18 protein-coding genes, 1 pseudogene and 1 CRISPR repeat array are annotated in these 19,895 nt (G+C 41.7%); of the genes and pseudogenes, 16 read left to right on the top strand and 3 right to left on the bottom strand.

The genetic code is table 11. The annotated features are described in order from the left end of the window. Positions 1-550: 550 nt before the first annotated feature. Positions 551-1,270, bottom strand: a complete 720-nt coding sequence (gene hetI / locus ACKTT2_RS04480; RefSeq protein WP_407884403.1) for a 4'-phosphopantetheinyl transferase HetI — start codon at positions 1,268-1,270, stop codon at positions 551-553. 397 nt (positions 1,271-1,667) lie between these two features. Between hetI and ACKTT2_RS04475 the strand changes: the two genes are divergently transcribed. From ACKTT2_RS04475 to cas2, 5 genes are all read left to right on the top strand, one after another. Then, positions 1,668-1,922 (top strand): peptidoglycan-binding domain-containing protein, encoded by a 255-nt coding sequence (locus tag ACKTT2_RS04475; protein WP_407884401.1) that lies wholly within the window; start codon positions 1,668-1,670, stop codon positions 1,920-1,922. 298 nt (positions 1,923-2,220) lie between these two features. Then, entirely contained in the window at positions 2,221-3,096 is an 876-nt protein-coding gene (locus ACKTT2_RS04470) for an alpha/beta fold hydrolase (protein ID WP_407884399.1), read from the top strand. A 339-nt stretch (positions 3,097-3,435) separates the two neighbouring features. Beyond that, positions 3,436-3,720 carry a CRISPR-associated protein Csx18 gene (gene csx18, locus ACKTT2_RS04465; RefSeq protein WP_407884397.1) on the top strand — a complete coding sequence of 95 codons (285 nt, stop codon included), beginning with the start codon at positions 3,436-3,438 and terminating at the stop codon, positions 3,718-3,720. A gap of 221 nt (positions 3,721-3,941) precedes the next feature. Continuing rightward, positions 3,942-4,931, top strand: a complete 990-nt coding sequence (locus ACKTT2_RS04460) for a CRISPR-associated endonuclease Cas1, Slr7092 subtype (RefSeq protein WP_407884395.1) — start codon at positions 3,942-3,944, stop codon at positions 4,929-4,931. Between the two features lie 3 nt (positions 4,932-4,934). Further along, positions 4,935-5,213 (top strand): CRISPR-associated endonuclease Cas2, Ssr7093 family, encoded by a 279-nt coding sequence (cas2, locus tag ACKTT2_RS04455; RefSeq protein ID WP_038086147.1) that lies wholly within the window; start codon positions 4,935-4,937, stop codon positions 5,211-5,213. A gap of 184 nt (positions 5,214-5,397) precedes the next feature. Beyond that, a CRISPR array of direct repeats spans positions 5,398-7,296; the repeat unit is 36 nt; unit sequence GTCCCTACTCGCTAGGGAAACTAATCGAATGGAAAC. 34 nt (positions 7,297-7,330) lie between these two features. On the opposite strand, the gene ACKTT2_RS04450 is transcribed toward cas2, so the two are convergent. Beyond that, the gene (locus ACKTT2_RS04450) at positions 7,331-7,543 is read right to left on the bottom strand and encodes a helix-turn-helix transcriptional regulator (protein WP_407884393.1); all 213 of its coding nucleotides are present in this window, start codon (positions 7,541-7,543) and stop codon (positions 7,331-7,333) included. A 95-nt stretch (positions 7,544-7,638) separates the two neighbouring features. Between ACKTT2_RS04450 and ACKTT2_RS04445 the strand changes: the two genes are divergently transcribed. From ACKTT2_RS04445 to ACKTT2_RS04405, 9 genes are all read left to right on the top strand, one after another. Further along, positions 7,639-7,893 carry a hypothetical protein gene (locus tag ACKTT2_RS04445; RefSeq protein WP_407884391.1) on the top strand — a complete coding sequence of 85 codons (255 nt, stop codon included), beginning with the start codon at positions 7,639-7,641 and terminating at the stop codon, positions 7,891-7,893. Positions 7,894-7,965: 72 nt separating this feature from the next. Further along, positions 7,966-8,268, top strand: a complete 303-nt coding sequence (locus ACKTT2_RS04440; protein WP_407884389.1) for a hypothetical protein — start codon at positions 7,966-7,968, stop codon at positions 8,266-8,268. A 322-nt stretch (positions 8,269-8,590) separates the two neighbouring features. Then, positions 8,591-11,578, top strand: a complete 2,988-nt coding sequence (gene cas10, locus ACKTT2_RS04435; protein ID WP_407884387.1) for a type III-B CRISPR-associated protein Cas10/Cmr2 — start codon at positions 8,591-8,593, stop codon at positions 11,576-11,578. A 55-nt stretch (positions 11,579-11,633) separates the two neighbouring features. Beyond that, positions 11,634-12,014, top strand: a complete 381-nt coding sequence (locus tag ACKTT2_RS04430; protein ID WP_407884385.1) for a four helix bundle protein — start codon at positions 11,634-11,636, stop codon at positions 12,012-12,014. 89 nt (positions 12,015-12,103) lie between these two features. After that, on the top strand, positions 12,104-13,204 hold the full coding sequence (locus ACKTT2_RS04425; protein ID WP_407884383.1) for a type III-B CRISPR module-associated Cmr3 family protein: 1,101 nt from the start codon (positions 12,104-12,106) through the stop codon (positions 13,202-13,204). A 150-nt stretch (positions 13,205-13,354) separates the two neighbouring features. Further along, positions 13,355-14,137 carry a type III-B CRISPR module RAMP protein Cmr4 gene (gene cmr4, locus ACKTT2_RS04420; RefSeq protein ID WP_407884381.1) on the top strand — a complete coding sequence of 261 codons (783 nt, stop codon included), beginning with the start codon at positions 13,355-13,357 and terminating at the stop codon, positions 14,135-14,137. Positions 14,138-14,182: 45 nt separating this feature from the next. Beyond that, a complete protein-coding gene (locus tag ACKTT2_RS04415; RefSeq protein WP_407884405.1) occupies positions 14,183-14,572 on the top strand; it encodes a hypothetical protein in 390 nt (129 codons plus the stop codon). A gap of 5 nt (positions 14,573-14,577) precedes the next feature. After that, positions 14,578-16,419 carry an RAMP superfamily CRISPR-associated protein gene (locus ACKTT2_RS04410; RefSeq protein WP_407884379.1) on the top strand — a complete coding sequence of 614 codons (1,842 nt, stop codon included), beginning with the start codon at positions 14,578-14,580 and terminating at the stop codon, positions 16,417-16,419. Then, positions 16,416-17,960: a hypothetical protein gene (locus tag ACKTT2_RS04405; RefSeq protein WP_407884377.1), complete on the top strand. Its 1,545-nt coding sequence runs from the start codon at positions 16,416-16,418 to the stop codon at positions 17,958-17,960. Before ACKTT2_RS04410 ends, ACKTT2_RS04405 begins: the two co-directional genes overlap by 4 nt. Positions 17,961-18,345: 385 nt before the next feature. On the opposite strand, the gene ACKTT2_RS04400 is transcribed toward ACKTT2_RS04405, so the two are convergent. Beyond that, entirely contained in the window at positions 18,346-18,765 is a 420-nt protein-coding gene (locus ACKTT2_RS04400; RefSeq protein ID WP_407884375.1) for a thioesterase family protein, read from the bottom strand. Between the two features lie 44 nt (positions 18,766-18,809). Between ACKTT2_RS04400 and ACKTT2_RS04395 the strand changes: the two genes are divergently transcribed. Next, the gene (locus ACKTT2_RS04395) at positions 18,810-19,559 is read left to right on the top strand and encodes a hypothetical protein (protein ID WP_407884373.1); all 750 of its coding nucleotides are present in this window, start codon (positions 18,810-18,812) and stop codon (positions 19,557-19,559) included. A 167-nt stretch (positions 19,560-19,726) separates the two neighbouring features. Further along, a pseudogene (locus ACKTT2_RS04390) lies at positions 19,727-19,895 on the top strand (photosystem II q(b) protein); the annotation flags it as partial.

Here is a 19,895-nt window from a genome sequence, read left to right as displayed (position 1 = left end):
CATTGAACCCTTATTGTTGGTTGAGGAACGAAACCCAACATTGAACCCTTATTGTTGGTTGAGGAACGAAACCCAACATTGAACCCTTATTGTTGGTTGAGGAACGAAACCCAACATTGAACCCTTATTGTTGGTTGAGGAACGAAACCCAACATTGAACCCTTATTGTTGGTTGAGGAACGAAACCCAACATTGAACCCTTATTGTTGGTTGAGGAACGAAACCCAACATTGAACCCTTATTGTTGGTTGAGGAACGAAACCCAACATTGAACCCTTATTGTTGGTTGAGGAACGAAACCCAACATTGAACCCTTATTGTTGGTTGAGGAACGAAACCCAACATTGAACCCTTATTGTTGGTTGAGGAACGAAACCCAACATTGAACCCTTATTGTTGGTTGAGGAACGAAACCCAACCCACGCAATATATTATGTCTGGCGCTTTAAGATTGATTTTACGACTCAACTCTGAGTAAAGCAGAAGACATATTATGAAAGAAAAAGTTTTGAAAAAACCCTTCTGCCATCTGCCCTCTGCCTTCCTCAAATCAATACTGCCAACGGGTAAGACGAATCCCAGAACCTTCTACAGCGATCGCAGCCACAGAATTACTATCAGGTACCATCTCTAGTAGACTCCACTGTTCCTCTGTCTTCAGCTTAGCTGGTTGCCCTGGTGTCAGCAAAACCTCGATTTGCTCTAATTGTGCTATTCCCACGCCAGTTGCTTTTAAATATGCTTCTTTACAAGTCCAGTAACGGAAAAAGACTTCTTGCATTTGGTGAGGAGTCAGTGAACTTAGCACTGTATATTCCCCTGGCGCAAAGAACCGATTGGCAAGACTGAGAACATCAGAGATGGGGCGGACATATTCTAAATCTACACCGATTTTGCGATCGCAACTCACAGCACACAAGGCTAATCCTTGAGAGTGGGTGAGATTAAACCACAGTTTGCGATCGGCAAAGGCATCGGCTAGGACAGGTTTGCCAGAAGGTTCGTAAGAAAACTGCAAAATTTGTGGTTCTACGTCCAAATAACGACTTAAAATAGTACGCAATATCCCCCGACCAGCAATAAAACGCTGCCGATGCTGTTCTTTATAAAACCGCTTAGCCCGACAAACTTCATCGCTAGAGAGAGTCGCCGTTAACTGTTGCAGTTGTGTGTCTGGTTGGTCGAGATGAATTCGCCAGACATGAACTTCATCTTGTAGCAGAGTTAAGTTTGTTGGTGCAGTTAGCCACGAAGAATTATCAACGCTCATTGAGTTACGCAGTAAGGATCGGAATTAATGCTTGAAATTTCAATACCTAAATTTTGAAGGGGTGGGAGAGGTAGGTTGTCCTCGCCTGCCTTAAACTCACATCACACAGTCAAACAGCCTTATCGCTTTTTTAAGAGATAAAAAAGTGAGTTGTCAAAATCGGTTTTGCTTTTTGACTTCCCCTTGATTATACTATTTCAGGAGCTGACACGAATAGTCTACTTGGAAACCATTTTGCCTCATTTTTCGTCCTCTATAGATTCTTTAAACATTCTAAAGTTAGAAAGAAAAAAACTCGGAAAAATATTACCCTGGTGAGTACCATAAAAAAACCGTAATTTCCGATGCTGGTCGTGATGAATTAATTAGTACATTATTTCTTCAAGGAAAACAAATTATGGAACCCGAAGTTCAAGCGTCTGCTGTAAGAGAACTCCCCTCTATCAAGCGTGGTGATACTGGTTCATCTGTGAGATTGCTACAGAATATTCTCATTGCCCTTGGCTATCTTGACAGAAATCTCAACACCGGAAATTTTTTAGAGCAAACAGACCAAGCTGTCAGAAACTTTCAATCAGATAATAGTTTGCGTGTAGATGGTATCGTTGGTCCGAGAACTTGGGACGTTTTGGGTGGTCTACTCTGGGAATAGGTGATTGGGGATTGGCGATTGGCGGTTGGGGATTGGAATCTACAGTGTACGCACCAGTCTAAAATACACAAATTGAGGTTTTAGTTTATGCTTTACCCCACCCTAGCCCTCCCCTTGCCAAGGGGAGGGAACCGGAAATACAGTTTCTCCCCTTTCCAATCCAAGGGTTTATCTCGCAAGCTTAATTCATTGAAATTAGCTTTATAAAGGGAACCAGAAATCTAATTTCCCCCCTTTCCAAGGGGGGATTAAGGGGGGTAATTTAAACTTGTACGTACACCTTAGCTTTCCAAACCCTATGCCCAATCCCCAATACCCAATCCCCAATCCCCAATACATAAATTCAAGCGGTTTCCAACTTCAGTATATAGTTGAAGGTAGCGGGACTCCTGCGATCGCAGTTGGAAGTGCGCTCTACTACTCTCGAACATTTTCTACAAATCTTCGCAATCATCTAAAGTTGGTCTTTGTCGATCATCGAGGTTTTGCATCTCCTTACGATCGCAAAGACCTCTCTGTGTTCCAATTAGATATACTTGTTGACGATATTGAACTCGTTAGACAAGAATTAGGATTGGAGCGGATTATCATTATTGGTCATTCCGGTCATGCATTTATGGCACTTGAGTATGCCAAGAAATATCCTGCCAATGTGTCTCATGTAGTCTTGGTATGTGGCGCACCGAGTTACTCTCATGAAGCGCATAAGGCTTCAGAACGATATCTGAATGATTCGGTTTGTCCCGAAAGGAAAGCAGTTCTTACTAAAAACCTTGATAGATTACCTCAAGAAATAGAAGCAGCCCCTGAAAAAGCTTTCATTACCTATTGCTTATTAATGGGACCCAAAAGTTGGTTTGATTACAACTATGACGCGACAAAACTTTGGGAAGGTATAGAAGTTAATATGGCAATGTTTGACTATGTTTGGGGTGAAGTTTTTCGAGACATAGATATTACTAAAAACTTAGATAAATTGCAAGCACCCGTGCTTCTTGCACTTGGTCGCTATGATTACCTCATTCCACCACCATATATGTGGGAACCCATAAGAGATAAATTCCACAATCTTACTATCAGAGTATTTGAGAAAAGCGGTCACGCACCTCAATTTGAAGAACCAGAACTGTTTGATAAAGAGTTGCTTGAATGGATTTTTAAAACCTTTTGCTGATAGTTTCGTGAATGCGTCTGACTTGGGAATCTCCTTGATATTTGGCTTGGGATGCTATGGCATTGACTACAACTTTACGCATTATTAACAGTGACCAGTAACCAATGACCCCTTTAAAGGCTTGTTCTACTTTTCTCTGGATGAATAAATAAAAAATATGACTTACTCAAATGTTGTACCAATCTATTCCGCGATTGGCAAGCTTTTTGTGCTTTGTGAAGAAACAGTGAATTATTCTCTTCTTCGTGCTTTTTTTGAATTTATCGAATATCTTAATGACATGCGGCGCTGCAAATTATACACCTAGAAGTCCAAAAGCACGAGCGATCGTTAATATTTATGTACGTTTCTTCGCGTGTTTCTACCATACGCAATACTTTAGTTTCTGTTTTTACGGGCGGTATTACTCTTATTATCTTGCTGATTGCCCCCTTGGGATTAGCTGCGGTAATCATTAATACACTGTTGGTCACTTTAACGACTTTCGCTGTGTCTAGCGTTGCTGACCGAGTTCTTGTTTGGTTGGAACCACAAAGGCACGTTGAAGTGCTTTCTTCCGATCCAAGACGAGAAAATATTCATCGTCGTCGTCAATCATCTTTGAATAGGTGGTGGAGAGGTTAAGAGAACTCGTACCAAATCCACTCTCATAGCCCGAACGACTGGAAGTCGTAGCTACACAAACAAAGTCCGCCTGCGCGGACTTATAGCAATTTTCGAGTAAATAGATTGCGTTATGTGGGCGCAGAGCCTTGCGCCTCTACAAGATACTGTGATTCAAATAGACGAAAAACGCTGTAAAAGGTTTTTAAAGGTTGGATTTGGGATTGTTCCTAAATAAACTTATGAGGACGCTATATGTTTCTCAGCAGAATTGCTATGTTTCTCTACAGCAAGAAATGTTAATCGTCAAGCAGAAGGAAACTATTTGTGCTGAAGTGCAGTTACCACTCTTGGAACAAGTTCTGATTTTTGGTAAATCACAAGTCAGTACGCAAGCAATTCGCGCTTGTCTTTGGCGAGATATTCCCATTGTTTATCTTTCTCGCATGGGATTTTGTTACGGACGCATCTTACCAATCGAGCGGGGTTATCGGCAATTGTGCCGTTACCAACAACAGCTCTCACCTGTGGAAAAATTAGTCACCGCTAGAGCGATCGTACAAGCAAAATTGAAAAATAGTCGCGTGCTATTGCGGCGACAACGAAAGCGGCTTGAGTCGGAAGTGTTAGAAAGTGCATTGCGAAGCCTGGATTATTTGGTTTCGCAAGCTGCAGAAGCTGATAGTTGGGAACGACTCATGGGGTTTGAAGGTTCGGGTGCGGCACAATATTTTTCTGCTTTTGGAGAATGTTTGACCAATTCAGAATTCGTCTTTACCGGGCGCAGTCGCCGTCCACCAGGAAATCCTGTCAACGCCATGTTGAGTTTTGGCTATCAAGTGCTGTGGAATCATTTACTAGCAATGATAGAAATACAGGGACTCGATCCTTATTATGCTTGCTTGCACCAAGGTTCGGAACGCCATGCTGCTCTTACCTCGGATCTTATAGAAGAGTTTCGCGCTCCTATTGTGGATTCCTTAGTTTTGTGGTTAGTTAATACTAAAGCTGTAAATGCACAAGATTTTGAATATCGCGATGGGGGTTGTTACTTAAACGATTCTGGACGGCGAAAGTATCTCAAGGCATTTTTACAGCGTATGGAGGAGGAAGTGCAAACAGACTCTGAGGAAAAACAACCCAAGTGGGATTTGCTAAATCAGCAAGTTAAAGCTTACAAACAGTTTGTTTACAATCCTAGTCATGCGTACCGACCTTATTTAATTCGTTAGTTCATGCTATACGTAGTAGCTTATGATATTCCTTGCGATAAACGGCGCAAAAAGGTATCAGATTTACTAGAAGGATACGGTAAACGGGTACAGTACTCGGTTTTTGAGTGCCAATTGCCTCCAAGTAAGTACAAAGAACTTTGTCAAAGGCTGAAGAAAAAGGTAAAACTTGCAGAAGACAGCGTGCGGTTTTATCCTTTGTCCCAGCATACTTGGGGACAAGTAGAAACTTGGGGCGTTGGTCCCCCTGTAACAGAGCTACCTGGTTCGATAATTGTCTAATTAGCAGCGAGGGGGTCGGCAAAAGCCTGAAATATTGATTCTTTCGTTGACCCCCTCGCCGCCTTGTCTTGTAAGCGTTTCAGCGATTTTTATGATGATTTTTTTCCCTTTTCTCGTCTCAATTTCTGACCCCCTCGCAAACTGCCTCTGGACTCCTTACGGGGTAAGGGTCTAAACTAGAGGGGTCCCTACTCGCTAGGGAAACTAATCGAATGGAAACATTTTCGTCGTTCTCAAGTCCATATTGGTGCAGATGTCCCTACTCGCTAGGGAAACTAATCGAATGGAAACTATTTGGGGATGGGCTTTTCATAAACTTGAGTCATGATGAAGTCCCTACTCGCTAGGGAAACTAATCGAATGGAAACAATAGGGCTAACACATCTCTGCGTTAGCCTATGAGGTCAGTCCCTACTCGCTAGGGAAACTAATCGAATGGAAACTAAAGAGTACTTTTCGTAATCTTCTAAATTAAATGTCCCTACTCGCTAGGGAAACTAATCGAATGGAAACTCTTAGTCTCCTCACGCTTGCCATCGGGATAGACACGCGGTCCCTACTCGCTAGGGAAACTAATCGAATGGAAACCCCTCGCGTCGCGAGAGCGCCCGCAGCCCGGCCGAGACGTGTCCCTACTCGCTAGGGAAACTAATCGAATGGAAACGACGCCTTCGTTGTCTTGGGCCGTCAGCCGGTCGTCGCGTCCCTACTCGCTAGGGAAACTAATCGAATGGAAACATTCTAGCCAACTCCTGATGGAAATTCGAGACATTGCACTTGGTCCCTACTCGCTAGGGAAACTAATCGAATGGAAACCGTAAACAACTCCTAGTGGAGATTTAAGACATTGCCATCAGTGTCCCTACTCGCTAGGGAAACTAATCGAATGGAAACCTCAGAGAAGTCGCGATCGATTGAAATTATCAATTTACTGTCAGTCCCTACTCGCTAGGGAAACTAATCGAATGGAAACGCAAATGTACGCTCTCTAACCGCGCTATCACTAGGTTTGGTGTCCCTACTCGCTAGGGAAACTAATCGAATGGAAACAAAAATGACATCTCCACCTTGGTATTGGTACAGATCGTGTCCCTACTCGCTAGGGAAACTAATCGAATGGAAACTAAGGCAAGTTTAGAGGTATGTTTGACTAAAGTCATGTCCCTACTCGCTAGGGAAACTAATCGAATGGAAACTCTAATTGAAGAGCGCATCAAACAATTTAGAAATATGGTCCCTACTCGCTAGGGAAACTAATCGAATGGAAACTTAAACAATTACTTAGCAACTTTACAAGAAATAGGAGTCCCTACTCGCTAGGGAAACTAATCGAATGGAAACATCGCTACAGCCGGATAAGTTTTGAGAAGATGCACGAGTCCCTACTCGCTAGGGAAACTAATCGAATGGAAACTGCCCAAGGGACACCGCCAAAGGCGATCGCCACTATGGTCCCTACTCGCTAGGGAAACTAATCGAATGGAAACAATCTACAGATTTGTAGCCTTTTCCGTCGATACCGTATTGTCCCTACTCGCTAGGGAAACTAATCGAATGGAAACGTCATTGTGTTTTCCCTTAGTAATTTGCTGATGCCATGTCCCTACTCGCTAGGGAAACTAATCGAATGGAAACGATTAACGATTTTATTGATAGCGATAAAATACCGCCTCGTCCCTACTCGCTAGGGAAACTAATCGAATGGAAACGAAACTATTTAGAAGCCGGAGTAGATATGCAAGTGACAAGTCCCTACTCGCTAGGGAAACTAATCGAATGGAAACCGGAGTGGAGGCCACCGGCCACCGGTTCACGCACTACCTGGTCCCTACTCGCTAGGGAAACTAATCGAATGGAAACTCCATTTTCTTCTATTGAGGATTTTGGATTATTTAATATTAAAGTCCCTACTCCCTAGGGAAACTAATCGAATGGAAACTGCGATCGCTAGCCCATTTTATAGCATCAGCTAAAGTCCCTACTCGCTAGGGAAAGTAATCGAATGGAAACAAAATGGCAAACAATTAATAAATTTTTGTTCGTCGTAGTCCCTACTCGATAGGGAAATTAATTGATTGGAAACAATTGATTGTAAATTTGAAAGTGATTGGAAAAACTCAAATCTTCTTTTCTTCTTCAAAATCAATCAAGTCTTGAGCAGTACATTTCAAAGCGGTACAAAGCTTAGCGACTCTTGCCAGCAATTCAACACCATTTCTGTTGTTCTCTAAGTTCCTAATTGTAGACTCAGTTACACCAATCAACTCAGCAAGCTCTTTCTGAGTTAAATTAGCTCGCTTTCGTAGTTCTGCAATTTTCGATACTAGCATTCAAGGTTGATAAAAGGTTCCACACTAGTATCTTAGCGTTAATTGTTTAACATTAAAATATTAACGCCGTTAAAATATTAACGGATAATAGCCCCATGAGGAAAACAAAAACTACATCCTCATCAGGAGGTGAAAAGTTGACACAAGCAAACAATGAAGCTAGTCATAACGGGAAAGGGGAACATTTGCCATCCGAGATCTATGAAAACCTAGATCCAGGTCTGTGGTCAAAAGCCGACCTAAAATCAGGAGAAATCGAGATCCTTTTCAATCCGCAACTTCCAGAAGAAATTCTGCCCGAAAGTACGGATGACAATGAGGATGGTTCACCCAATCCCAAGCGTAACTAGCATCGTCTAAACGAAGCCCTCAGCTTGCACCTGGGGGCTTTCCTTTTCCTCTCTTTCAGTTTAACAAAAGCTATGAACAGCGCAATTATCTATCCTAGTTACTACCGAATCGTCAGATGTGAAAACGGTAGATGGTTCATCAAAGGAGCAAAACTTTGCAGTCCCAACCATGTTCCTATTGGGATACAAGATGCGGAGAAATATGAAATTACAAGTGATGAGTTATTGATTTCTTTATTTCGGATTAATGGAGGAAGAGCAGGGTATTATCTAGCTAACTTGCGCGATCGGAAATATTACTACTGCGGTCTTGACTTGGAGGATGTTAGACGCCAATTGCTTTCTTTTGGTATTGGTCGAGACGAGACGCAATAAAACGCCATTTGATGTTAGTGGGCGATGTCCTACCTTACGCCCATCTTTCAAGATAGATCTCCATAGACAATAGTTCACAACGCTTGTTAAGAAAATCTAGCTTTCCCAGTCCCCAATCGCTAGTCCCCAGAAACAATACACAAAACTTTAAAAAAGTCAATAAAAAGAAAATATCAGTTGACAAGGCACTTTTTAGCTGAAAACCTTACTGCAAGCCAATTTGAATAATCAAAATCTTTCTCTAGAAATATTGACTGTTATTGGACATTTAGGGATATCAATTCATACAATCCATACTGGATACAACAACAAGGAATTCGCTGTGTCAGAAGCATACTGGCAAACTAAAATCTGGGGATTACTACACGATCCCGTGCTAAAAGCACTACATAACAACCAATCAGGACGGGGTGAGAACAGCTTCTGGCAACAATTGCCAGTCATGCAAAATTGGGTTGAAAACGGCTGGAACCCTGAAACATCAGGAGGTACCGTTATGAAACATATCCACCAAGCTGACTGGATTTCCTCAGCGAGCGATCGCGGTGCAATTGGCAGTATCATTCAAAGTGTCAACTACAAGGACGATGGCTTACAAATCGCTCACCTACTTTCGGGTGCAAAACTAGAATTTAAAATCTCACAGCACTCAGAACTCCTCAACAAACGGCGCGAATATCTCCAAAAACAAGAACAAAACCTGTTCGACAAAATCCCTGCTGAAGCCAAGAAAAAAGAAAACTACAAACAGTTGTTCTGGTGGCTGTGGCGTTGTTTGCCAGAAGCTGTCTGCCAAGAATTCCAGGATAAATCCCTCATCCTAATGCCCGCCGAAACTCGCTTTCCAGATAGTTCCATTTGGAGTCACGCCAGTATAACAGCAGCGCTTTCAGGTGCATTAGCCGGATACGACTTGACAACAGAACAACTCAAACGTTGGTCTTCACAAAACACCTTATCTCATCCCTACTTAGCAAGCTTCACCTTCACCCCAGTCCAAGAACTCATCAAAGCCAGTCGTAAAATGCGCGATTTCTGGGCTGGTTCTTGGATACTGCACTACCTTTGTGCCAAAGTTTCTTGGAAACTCGCTTTACAATACGGTCCCGACAGCTTGCTATATCCCAGTCTGTTCCAACAACCACTCATAGACCACTGGTTGCTACAAACATACCCAGATTTTAAAGACTGGATCGAACAACCATGCGATCGCAAGCTCCTAACGGCAGGATTTCCCAACGTTATCGTCCTGATTCTGCCAAAAGATAAAGTCAAAGCTGCAATGCAAACGGCAGAACAGACAGTCAAGCAAGCATGGCAAGAAATCAGCAACTTAGTTTTCCAAGAACTACAAGACAAACGCCATTGGATGCCAGACTTACAAGCAGATAGCAAAACATGGGAAGGTTGGCTGCAATCCCAATGGCAGTTTTACTGGGCTGCAATGCCTATTGGCAAAGATGAAAAAGGCATACAGCTAAAAAACACCATTTGTTTTGACGAAGAAAAAGAAACTTCATTCCAACAATGGGTAGACACTCAAAACCAAACCTATAACTTAAACGACCAACAAAAACTCTTTAAACTTAAAGAACGAGAATTTCTTATAGAAGCTGCCAAACTCCGTTTAGAAACTCAACATAGAAAATTTAGTATTAACGTTGGCTCTTGGTGGGCTAGCATCTTTGACCAAACCAGACACACTTTAACATCAGTCAAAAACGCTCGAAATTGGGAAATCCCCACAGCCTTCGGTCCTCGTTCCACCGTATCGGGTATTGGACCCGTCGTCCATCCCCAAAAAGACTGGGTAACTGAAGGAGAAACCAAAAAATGTTGGCAAAGACGAGCAAACTTATTTGACGGGAGAGAACAACTCAATGCAACGGAAACCGTCAAACGTGGTTTAGAGAAAGTTCTACCAAAATTATTAGCTTTGCAAGATACCGAACAAATAGAAGCCTCTTACCCAGATTTAACAGCAGGAGTTGCAGGCTATCTCAAAGTCATGGAAGAGACAGGCAAAAGTGACCATTGGAAGCACTTCAATCGAGCTTGTCAAGCAGTTATGACAGAGTTTCCCTGGACTCAAAAAGTCATAGAAGATATGAGAAGCAAATGGGGAATACCTTGGATAGACGATCGCACATTACCCAAGAAAAACCATCCTCGTCTGCTGAATGCAGGCTGGTTGGTAGAAGATGCAGAAGTTCCAAACATTGAAGAACTCAAACTAGAATATCGTCGTGACATTCAAGCGATCGTAGATAGATTCTATCCCAATAACAATCCTGCTAACTGGTACGTGTTAGCAGCAGGAGACGGTGACGGAATGAGTCAATGGCTCAAAGGAATCCCACTCAAAGATTACTTTGATTACATTCCTCAAGAGTTAAAGAATCAAATTCAGAAAATAGAAGAGGGCGACAAAGAAAAAACCCAAAAAGTAGCTCAACACTTCAAAGAGTTTCTGACAACTCAAAAACGCATGGGACCTTCTACTCACAGCGCCCTCAGCCGTGCTTTGTTAGACTTCTCCAACCAACTCGTTCCTTACTTAACCGAACAACGCTATGCAGGACGCTTAATATATGGAGGTGGCGATGATGTCTTAGCCTACACGAATCTTTGGGAATGGGATAAATGGCTGTGGGATATCCGCCAATGTTTTCAAGGGAAGGAAGATCCAAGAGGTGAGTTTCAGAATCAGGGTGACTATTGGCAATTGCCAACAACTCATTCTGCTAGTTCTATTGCCAAACGACCTTTATTTACAATGGGAAGCCAAGCAACTGTTAGCTTTGGTATTGCGATCGCCCATCATTCAGTACCGCTTGCTATTGCTTTGGAGAATATGTGGGAAGCTGAGAAGGAAGCAAAAGAACATATGTGTCCGGAGGGTAAGGCAAAAGATGCGGTGCAAGTACGGGTTTTATATGGGAATGGCAATATTTTAAAAGCAACTGCTAAGTTTTTGGTGTTTCATAAGTGGCAAGAATTACTGAATCTGGGTGTCGATATAGATGCTGCTATTTTTGAACAAGCTGCTTGTGTGTGGAGTCAGCATCCCGCACCGATAAAAGAGGCTATTGTACCTTGGACTCAAGCATTTTGCGATCGTCGGGAACTTTTACAAGGGGATGGGGGTTTGAAGGAGAGGTTTCAGAGGGTTTTGTTTGAGTTTTTGGAGGTTGGTTTTATTGAACCGCACCCTGTAGCAGACGAACGCGGAAAGGGAGAGGATGTTGAGGTTTGGTTGAAGTTGGCGGCTTTTACTGTCCGCCAAAGAATTATGAATTATGAATTATGAATTATGAATTATGAATTGGGAATAATAAAGGATGGAACCATGATAGGAAAAATTTATGAATGATGGGAGTGTGAAAACATGGGATATTCGAGAGCGAACTATTGAGTATGCTTTAAGAGCTATCAAATTATTTCAGTATATCCAAGGACAAAAAGATGAAGCTAGTAATATAATTGGAAAACAATACTTAAGATCGGCAACTTCTATTGGAGCTAATATTCAAGAGGCTCAATCAGGTGAAAGTAAACCTGATTTTATCCACAAACTCACTATAGCTCAAAAAGAAGCTAGAGAAAGTTTATACTGGCTTCGTTTACTAGCTAAATCTAATATCGTTAGTAGCGATCGCCTAAACCTTCTTATGCAAGAGAATGAGGAAATTATTGCAATAATTACAGCAATTATTGTCAAAACTAAAAAACGCAAAAGCCAATGATACATAAAACTTTTTCTCATAATTTCCAATTCTTAATTTCCCAATTTCCTAATTTCCTAATTTTCATAATTCATAATTCATAATTCATTATGTATTGGTATACTGTGACAGCGTTGGATGTTTTACTGTTTCGAGACGCAAAACCTTTTTCTCCTGGAGAACGGGCTTGGGCTGGTAGTGTATTTCCTCCTCACGGTCATACTATTGCTGGGGCATTGAGTGCGTTAATGAACCGAAAGGAGAGTAAATTTAGACTTGCGGGTCCTTTGTTTTGCTTCGGTGGAGAGACTTTGTATTTTCCCCGTCCGTTGGGATTTGTGGGAACAACTCCATTGGTTCCTATAGATTGGGATGAAGGTTCGCACTTGCATCAAGCAATAACCGATCCTTATCAACCTCGTCCTTTGGTTAAACCATCATGGTGTCAGCAGAGTGAAGGGATTTCGGATAAGTACCCTCAATATTTACCTTTTGAGGCTGTGGAGGAGTACCTGAAAACAGGTAAAATTGAAGCAAAACATTGGCAAGTTGGGTTTTCTGGAGAAAACAAACCTTGGGTAATAGAAACTCGTTCTCACAATGCGATCGCAGAAGGGACAAAACAAGTCAAAGATGCAGATGGTTATTTTGTGGAGAATGCTATCCGCTTGCTTCCTGGTTGGAGTTTGGCAATTGGTATAGATCGAGAAATCGAGACTCCTACAACATTGCGTTTGGGAGGAGAGGGACATCGAGCTATTTTACTCCGGTGTCCAAATCTAGACGAACAGTGGAATGCGTTGCAAAATTTATCTGACCGTAATTTCCAAACTGGTGGCAAATCTCTTGCTTACTTGGTGACACCGGGAGTCTTTGAACGTAAAGACAACAATAATGGTCGAGAAAGTTGTGTATGTCAAGCTTCTCCTTGGGAGTGGAATTTAGCTCATACAGTCAATCGCAATCAAACTCCAGGGGAGTTGGTTAGCTTTGCAACAGATAGACCAGTACCTATTAGTTGTCGGTTTCGTAGTAAAGAGGAATCTAGTAACAGCATTCCCGCACCGCAGGTTTTTGCTGCACCTCCGGGTACTCTGTATTACCTGAATCAACCTCAACGGTTATTTCAGGATAACCCAGATACTAAAGTACACGCTTGGAGACAGCTTGGTTATTCAGAGTTATTGTGGATTAAAGCTATTTTTCCGTAGGGGCGCAATAAATCAAATAATTATGGAACCGCAGATGAACGCAGACGAACGCGGATAAGTCTGTACTTGATTCAAGTGAGAATTGCTATAAATCTGGGAAAACTTTATTAGTCGCCAATCCAAAATCTAAAATCCCAAATCCAAAATCGTATGATGAATTCTATTTATTTGTATCTTCTATCTCCACTTCATACAGGTGGTACCACTCAAGAAGGGAATTTACTGGGAATTGCTCGCGAATCTCATACGAATTTGCCTTACATTCCTTCTAGTACTATTCGGGGTAAATTGCGGGCGACGGCTACAGAGCAAAGTATGCGCTTTAGATTATTCGGGACAGATTTAAAGGAGTCACAGCAACTCGAACAAGGCGATATCTGGATAGGGGATGCTTCTCTTCTCTGGCTACCTATACCATCTTTAAGTCATAGTGTAATTTGGGTGAGCTGTCCCATGTTGCTGAGACGTTGGTTGCGTTCGCAAGGTAATATTTCTACTGTACCCACTGAATATAGTTGTAATTTTACCAATGGCAAAGCTCCTGTCTATCTAAAAGATGCCATTCTGAAAGCTGAAAGGTTAAAACAGTGGGAAGATTGGACAGCGTATGTACCGCAAACTCTGGAAGCTAGTGGAATTAATCGAGTGCTGGTGTTACCAGATCAACATTGCGCCACCTTAATCCAGATGAGTTTGTGGCGTCAGGTAAAAATCAAATTGGACGAACACAAATCTGTTGATGGTGGATTTCGTTATGAAGAAGCTATTCCACCGGATACTCTCATGTATTTTTCTTGGGGAACAACATCACAAGCTAATGGAACTGCTAAGCAATCCCATACTGATTTCCAAAAACTCTTAACAGACAATCAAATTCTACAACTGGGAGGACAAGAAAGCTTGGGACGGGGATTTGTTCAGCAATGGGCTTGATACGGTATCAGAGATTTGCATCAATATTTAGGTAACAGAGAAATGATGACATTCGATCCACGAACAATTACAACTCCAGTATACGAGGCTTTAGATGATTTGCGATCGCGCCAAAACCAAGATGAAGCTCGCCTCAAGGAACAAAAAAGCCAAGCAGTAGAACTCTACACTTATTTATCGACTTGGGGGATGTTGCGCTTGAAAGCAGAAGAAAAAGCCCTGAGTCAAGAAGGGAAAAAGCAAGTCGTGAAAAAATTCTTTGATTGTTTGGAATTTCTCTCAGGGATGAAAAACATAGCAGGGGATGGGGGATTAGCTACTCTCAAGAAACTAGACACAGATGAATATTTGGGTTTAACCGGATTGGGACTGGCTGTAGCACAAGAATTTAGTTTTTGGGCTAATGCTGTTTACTGGAATATTAAGGGAGAGTAAAATCAATGGTATTTGAAAAACCGAAAAAACCTCAAAGTTCATCCCCTGCAATACCATCTCCTTGGCTTGACGCTGAAAACGAACCTATTCCAGAGAAAAATGCCAGTTTTGTGGAATACTTGCGTTGGATGCGATCGCCTGAGAGTGAATATAAAGATGCAACCAAAGTACACATACTTCAAATAGCAGAAGAAGGTGCAAATCATAACATTCGCCTCGAACAACTGAACAAACGCACGAGACTGATAGCCAAAGAGACATTTCAAGTCCAATGTCCTTGGCGCATGCGGGTTGGGGGACACAGAGGACCGGAGAGTATTCTTCTACCAGCTTTTGATGCTTTGGGAACACCCTATATTCCTTCAAGTACCTTGCGGGGAGTTGCGAGAACTCAAGCCATCCGAGAAATCATGGCAGAAAAAAAGCTTTTGTGGAAAGCAGCCGAACAGGAAGTTGCGCCTTATTTTGGTTCTCTTGAAGCAAAAAATCCCAACGATTGTGTGGGAAAAGTCGTTTTTTTAGATGCTTATCCATTACCCAATCAATCAAGAATTTTGGCAATGGACATGGCAAATAATATTTGGAAGTGGGATAATAAATCGCTCAAATATGACCCGAATCCCAATCCATTTTTTTGCATTAAGGAAGCAGTCTTTTTAATTGGCTTGCGTTTAACAAGTAACTGTGACAATAATCAAGTTTTAGAAAAAGTTAAACATTGGTTAATTAAGGGTTTACAAGCAGGTATTGGCTCTCAGGTAAACACGGGATATGGAGAATTAATTACAGCCGGGAAGGTTAACAACACAAGTAAGTTTTTTCAGGTTGAATTTACACTCACAGGTCAGTTAATTCACGGACGTCAAAAAATTAGAAATCTTTCTCAACCTTACCAGAAAGATGCACAAGGTCATTTAAAACGAGACAAACAAGGTAAATTAAAACTAGATACATCTCCAGAAGCAGAAGTACGTTCTGTTGCTTTTAAATCAATACTACGTTATTGGTTTCGGACATTTGCTTTGGGAGTGCTAGAATCTGAACAAGTCAAAATTTGGGAATCCAAGCTTTTTGGATCTATTAATCCCAAAGAACGCGGTTGGGTAGTCGTTAGAATATCACATGGAAAAGTGACTCAAAAAGAGCCTCGCGACAAACACGATCCTTGCGGCGAACAACAAGGACTTTTAACTCTGAGTTATTCATCTGAAACACCACAGGATAAGCAAAAGATTATTCAACAACTTTTCCAAAATTTAACATGGTTGATGTTTCATATGGGAGGTATTGGTCAGGGGGCGAGAAGACCATACTATTCTCGCCAAAACCGTCCGTATGCTCCATGGTGGCGGGGTTCGACTCTTATTCCAGAAAGTGATGACACTTTTTGGACGTTACCAGATACCCCTAAAGAGTTTTGTCAGTTATTTCAGCAAAGTCTGTTAGGTTTTTATACAGCGTTACGATCGCTAGGAGTGACGTTTAACCATCATTCACCCTTCTCTGCTGGTTCTGTCAGTCGCGATCGCTGGATTGAAGCTGTCGATAATAATTGTCGCATAATTGTGTGTGCGGGAAAAGAAGATTTTGGTAAGCCCTATGCTTTGGCAGTTTTGCACCACCAAGATTTGAAAATTAAAGACAGAGACAATCGCTATAATTATGATGGAAATCTTTGCGGTAAGGTTGGTAAAGAAGTGAAACCTTCACCTGTCTGGATTGCGGATTTAGATAATTATCAGCTTGTCACTGTTTTTGGTGCAACTCAAGATCCGCGTAAAAAGTATTTGCAAGAATTACGCGATCGCACTTCTCCTCAAAACTATCATCAAGTATACCCGCTATGAATACAATATCAACAGAGTGCGATCGCGTAGACACTCTAATCATCACTGTCGGTACTCGTCAAATAGGATGGCATAGTAAAGATGGAGTGATTCGTTCTTTTGGTGCTGATGGTAGTACAAGTTATCCGCACCATGTTGACGAACTTTATCAAGAACTAGGTCTGAAGCGAGGGACTCATCAAGAAGAAGATAAAACTTATCCTTGGAGTACAAAAGATTTAGGGAAACGCTATTACGAATACTGTATGGAATGGCTTGGCGGAGACTTTAGCCAAGTGGAACTTCTTTTAGACCAAACAATTATTGTCACAGGAGTTGAACGGGGATTAAAACATATCATTCTGTGGGGAACAGACCAACCAGACACAGTTTCTTGGTTCTACCGAAGATTGGATACTATGTGGTTAGCAGCATTAATGGCAAAAAAAATTAAAAGTATGTTTCCTCATGTAAGAGTTGATGTCCACGCCCCAAAAATTCCCGCTAATGATAGCGAGGCAATTCGTGAAGAGCTAGAAATCTTAATCTTACAAGAAGCATTAAATTTTGGCTCACCTGTAGAAGACAAAGAATTAGTACTGTGGGTACAAAACAAAGGTTGTGCGCCTGCTATTGCATCAGGAGTTGAAATTTGTGCAGCCGCTTTAGCCCGACAGTGCCAAGTATTTAACGCTAGCCCCAAAGAGCCAGACATATTTTTTGACACTTTACCAAATGGTTCCAAAACAGCAATGCTCTCCCAAAGTTTTAAATTAATTCCTATGGGAGAGCACTTCTGGTCTTTAGAACGTTTGCGAGTTATATCTGCTTGGGAAAGAGGAGATTTTTCCGAAGCACAACTGTGGTTAAAACCTCACCAAAGTCGATATAAAAGTTTGTATAAGCTAGCAGGAATTTTAGCATTATATACGAACTGGGAAACAGACAATTTTTTAAGAGCGATTGAGGACTGGCTGCGTTCTAATGATGTTGCAAAAGCCACTAGTCACGAACAAATTCAAGCTTGGCGAGAACAATTCAATCAATTTAAGAAAAGTCAATTTATTAAAACTTGGGAAGATTCTTTTCTTATTGAAATCCCACTCTTAAGAAAAAATTATTCTGTAGCCTTTATGCAGTTTACTCAAACAATAGAGAGATTGTTAAGCGTACAGTGTAATGAACAAAATTGGGTTAGCAAAGGCTATATTACTCAAACACCAGGTCAGAACTATCCACCATCACTGCAAGAATTAATTGAAGGTTGGCGTAAATTTCACAATTTTTCGGAAGATAATAAGTGGTACAAGTTACTCAACCGCATTCGTAAGAAACGAAATAAAGTCGTTCATGATGCTGAATCCTTAACTGTTGCCCAAATTCGCACGATTTGGACAGAAGGCGGTTTATTTACAGTCTTATCTGTAGAAGAACCAGAGATGGTCAAAACGTTAATGATGTCTGTCCTCAAACAAATTAGCCCAAGTGTCAAAATAGAAAATTTGTTAGTTCCATCTCTCTATAAATGGGGGTTAAATTTGTTGAAGCCAACTCTCAACTAGGACCCCTTGAAAAACAGTCTTTTTGGTATGCTCGCCTCGTGTTGAGGGGAAACTAAATTTCCGGTTCCCTCCCCTTTGTAAGGGGAGGGTTAGGGTGGGGTAAAACAATGGTGAAACCTAAAATTGTAAAGTATTTCAGCCTTCAAAGAATTACAAGTTTTTGCTAGTTTCTTTAGGAGTCTTAATTACGCCAAAATCAATCTCTCATCCACTTGTTTGACAGCAAAACGATTACTTGGACGGCGTAGTCCAAGATTATGTACCTAGTGGTTCAAACATATGGATGCAAAAAAGATCTACTATCAATCACAGTAGCATGAAATACGAATGATTAGTGTTTCTAACATTAAGTATTACAAATAAACCTAGCGATCGACACATAAATTCAATCCAAGGATTTAGCGTTGCGACGAGTCGCACCTGCAAGTAGCCGCTCTACATTAACTACAGCACGTTTGTGAGTACCGCGACCGACTTCTCCACCAGAATCCTCTGCCCAAACTTCAAAAACAAAAAGCTTATTTTCTTGTCCTACATAACGTGCGTTAGCAGTGACAGTAATACCGAGAGGCGTAGCAGCAGTATGCGAGACATCAACAGACACGCCAACAGAGAGTTCACCTGGCTCTAGGAATTCTCGAAGGACGCGCGCTGCTGCTGTTTCCATCAATGCTACCATTCTGGCAGTCGCAAACACTGGAGGAAACACATCTTGTGATTCGCGACTAATAGTACTAGCTAAATCTCGGTCTTCAACCACTAGTTGTGCTGATGCAATGGTACTGATTTCAGGCTCGCCAATCATATTTATAGTTAAATTTGTAGCAAACCCTATGTACCATATAAATTATGGGATACACAACTGAATTCTCTGGCAAATTCCAGCTTGACCGTCCTTTATTCGACTTTCAAGCACTGTACCTTTTGGACTTTGCTCGTACTCGACGGGTCAAGCGATCGCTATCTATCTTAACGACAATTCCCGATCCCGGTCGAGAGGCTGTAGGTCTGCCATTAGGTGAGGAAGGAGGCTATTTCATCAACGAGTCGCATCCACAAGCAGCCGAATCAGTAATTGATGAAAACCGTCCTCCCAAGGGACAACCCGGACTGTATTGTCAATGGCAACCGACTTCTGATGGATGCGCCATAGAGTGGAACGGTCACGAAAAATTTTATCGCTATGTGGAGTGGTTGCAATATCTAATTATTCATTTCATTATTCCCTGGGGCTATCAACTCAATGGAACAGTCACCTACTCAGGAGAACTTTCATCAGATCGCGGACAAATCGTAGTGGTGGATAATCGAATCGTGCAACCGCAAGATGCTGAAGATAAGTTAGCTTTTGCTACCAGTCCTGTTTTAGTGCCGCAAAGTGTATGGGTAGGACTCTACGCCGTTCATAATGCCGATCCAACTCGATTAGTCAGTTGGGTAGCAACTTTACAACGGGCAATTGACTTGGGTTATCCCGAAACTGCCAGTTGGATTGAAGAAAATCTTACCAAACTCTATGCACCAGGAATAGATCGAGGCTTTGTTTCCATAGAAACGGGAGAAATGTTTTTACCATCTTGCTACCCAATTGGAAATTGACAGTGACCAGTGACCAGTGACCAGTGTATCTATAAATTCTGCTTATGTTTTTTATAAGCTTTACTAAACTTAATTCTATTGTAAAGTTAAGTGAACAAATGCTAATATAAATTTATAGGCAAAGACGCCTATGTACGTTTGTAGAAATTCATCGCAATTATAAAGCCATGACAGCAACCTTACAACGCGCCCGTAGCGCAAGCGTATGGGAGCAGTTCTGTAACTGGATCACCTCCACCGAAAACCGTCTCTACATCGGTTGGTTCGGCGTGTTGATGATCCCCACACTGCTTTCTGCAACAATCTGCTTCATCATCGCATTCATCGCTGCTCCTC

The sequence above is a fragment of the Scytonema hankhaensis NUACC26 genome (genome assembly GCF_045865695.1).
GTDB lineage: Bacteria > Cyanobacteriota > Cyanobacteriia > Cyanobacteriales > Nostocaceae > Scytonema.
This window is presented reverse-complemented; position numbering and strand designations above follow the sequence as displayed.

Bases quoted from the DNA above. Each gene is read 5' to 3' on its own strand.
- ACKTT2_RS04475 (WP_407884401.1), top strand. From the start codon at position 1,668: ATGGAACCCGAAGTTCAAGCGTCTGCTGTAAGAGAACTCCCCTCTATC.
- ACKTT2_RS04415 (WP_407884405.1), top strand. From the start codon at position 14,183: ATGACATTCGATCCACGAACAATTACAACTCCAGTATACGAGGCTTTA.
- ACKTT2_RS04460 (WP_407884395.1), top strand. From the start codon at position 3,942: ATGAGGACGCTATATGTTTCTCAGCAGAATTGCTATGTTTCTCTACAG.
- ACKTT2_RS04470 (WP_407884399.1), top strand. From the start codon at position 2,221: ATGCCCAATCCCCAATACCCAATCCCCAATCCCCAATACATAAATTCA.
- cas2 (WP_038086147.1), top strand. From the start codon at position 4,935: ATGCTATACGTAGTAGCTTATGATATTCCTTGCGATAAACGGCGCAAA.
- ACKTT2_RS04395 (WP_407884373.1), top strand. From the start codon at position 18,810: ATGGGATACACAACTGAATTCTCTGGCAAATTCCAGCTTGACCGTCCT.
- ACKTT2_RS04430 (WP_407884385.1), top strand. From the start codon at position 11,634: ATGAATGATGGGAGTGTGAAAACATGGGATATTCGAGAGCGAACTATT.
- ACKTT2_RS04425 (WP_407884383.1), top strand. From the start codon at position 12,104: ATGTATTGGTATACTGTGACAGCGTTGGATGTTTTACTGTTTCGAGAC.
- ACKTT2_RS04400 (WP_407884375.1), bottom strand. From the start codon at position 18,765: ATGATTGGCGAGCCTGAAATCAGTACCATTGCATCAGCACAACTAGTG.
- ACKTT2_RS04440 (WP_407884389.1), top strand. From the start codon at position 7,966: ATGAACAGCGCAATTATCTATCCTAGTTACTACCGAATCGTCAGATGT.
- ACKTT2_RS04410 (WP_407884379.1), top strand. From the start codon at position 14,578: ATGGTATTTGAAAAACCGAAAAAACCTCAAAGTTCATCCCCTGCAATA.
- cmr4 (WP_407884381.1), top strand. From the start codon at position 13,355: ATGATGAATTCTATTTATTTGTATCTTCTATCTCCACTTCATACAGGT.
- csx18 (WP_407884397.1), top strand. From the start codon at position 3,436: ATGTACGTTTCTTCGCGTGTTTCTACCATACGCAATACTTTAGTTTCT.
- ACKTT2_RS04445 (WP_407884391.1), top strand. From the start codon at position 7,639: ATGAGGAAAACAAAAACTACATCCTCATCAGGAGGTGAAAAGTTGACA.
- ACKTT2_RS04405 (WP_407884377.1), top strand. From the start codon at position 16,416: ATGAATACAATATCAACAGAGTGCGATCGCGTAGACACTCTAATCATC.
- ACKTT2_RS04450 (WP_407884393.1), bottom strand. From the start codon at position 7,543: ATGCTAGTATCGAAAATTGCAGAACTACGAAAGCGAGCTAATTTAACT.
- hetI (WP_407884403.1), bottom strand. From the start codon at position 1,270: ATGAGCGTTGATAATTCTTCGTGGCTAACTGCACCAACAAACTTAACT.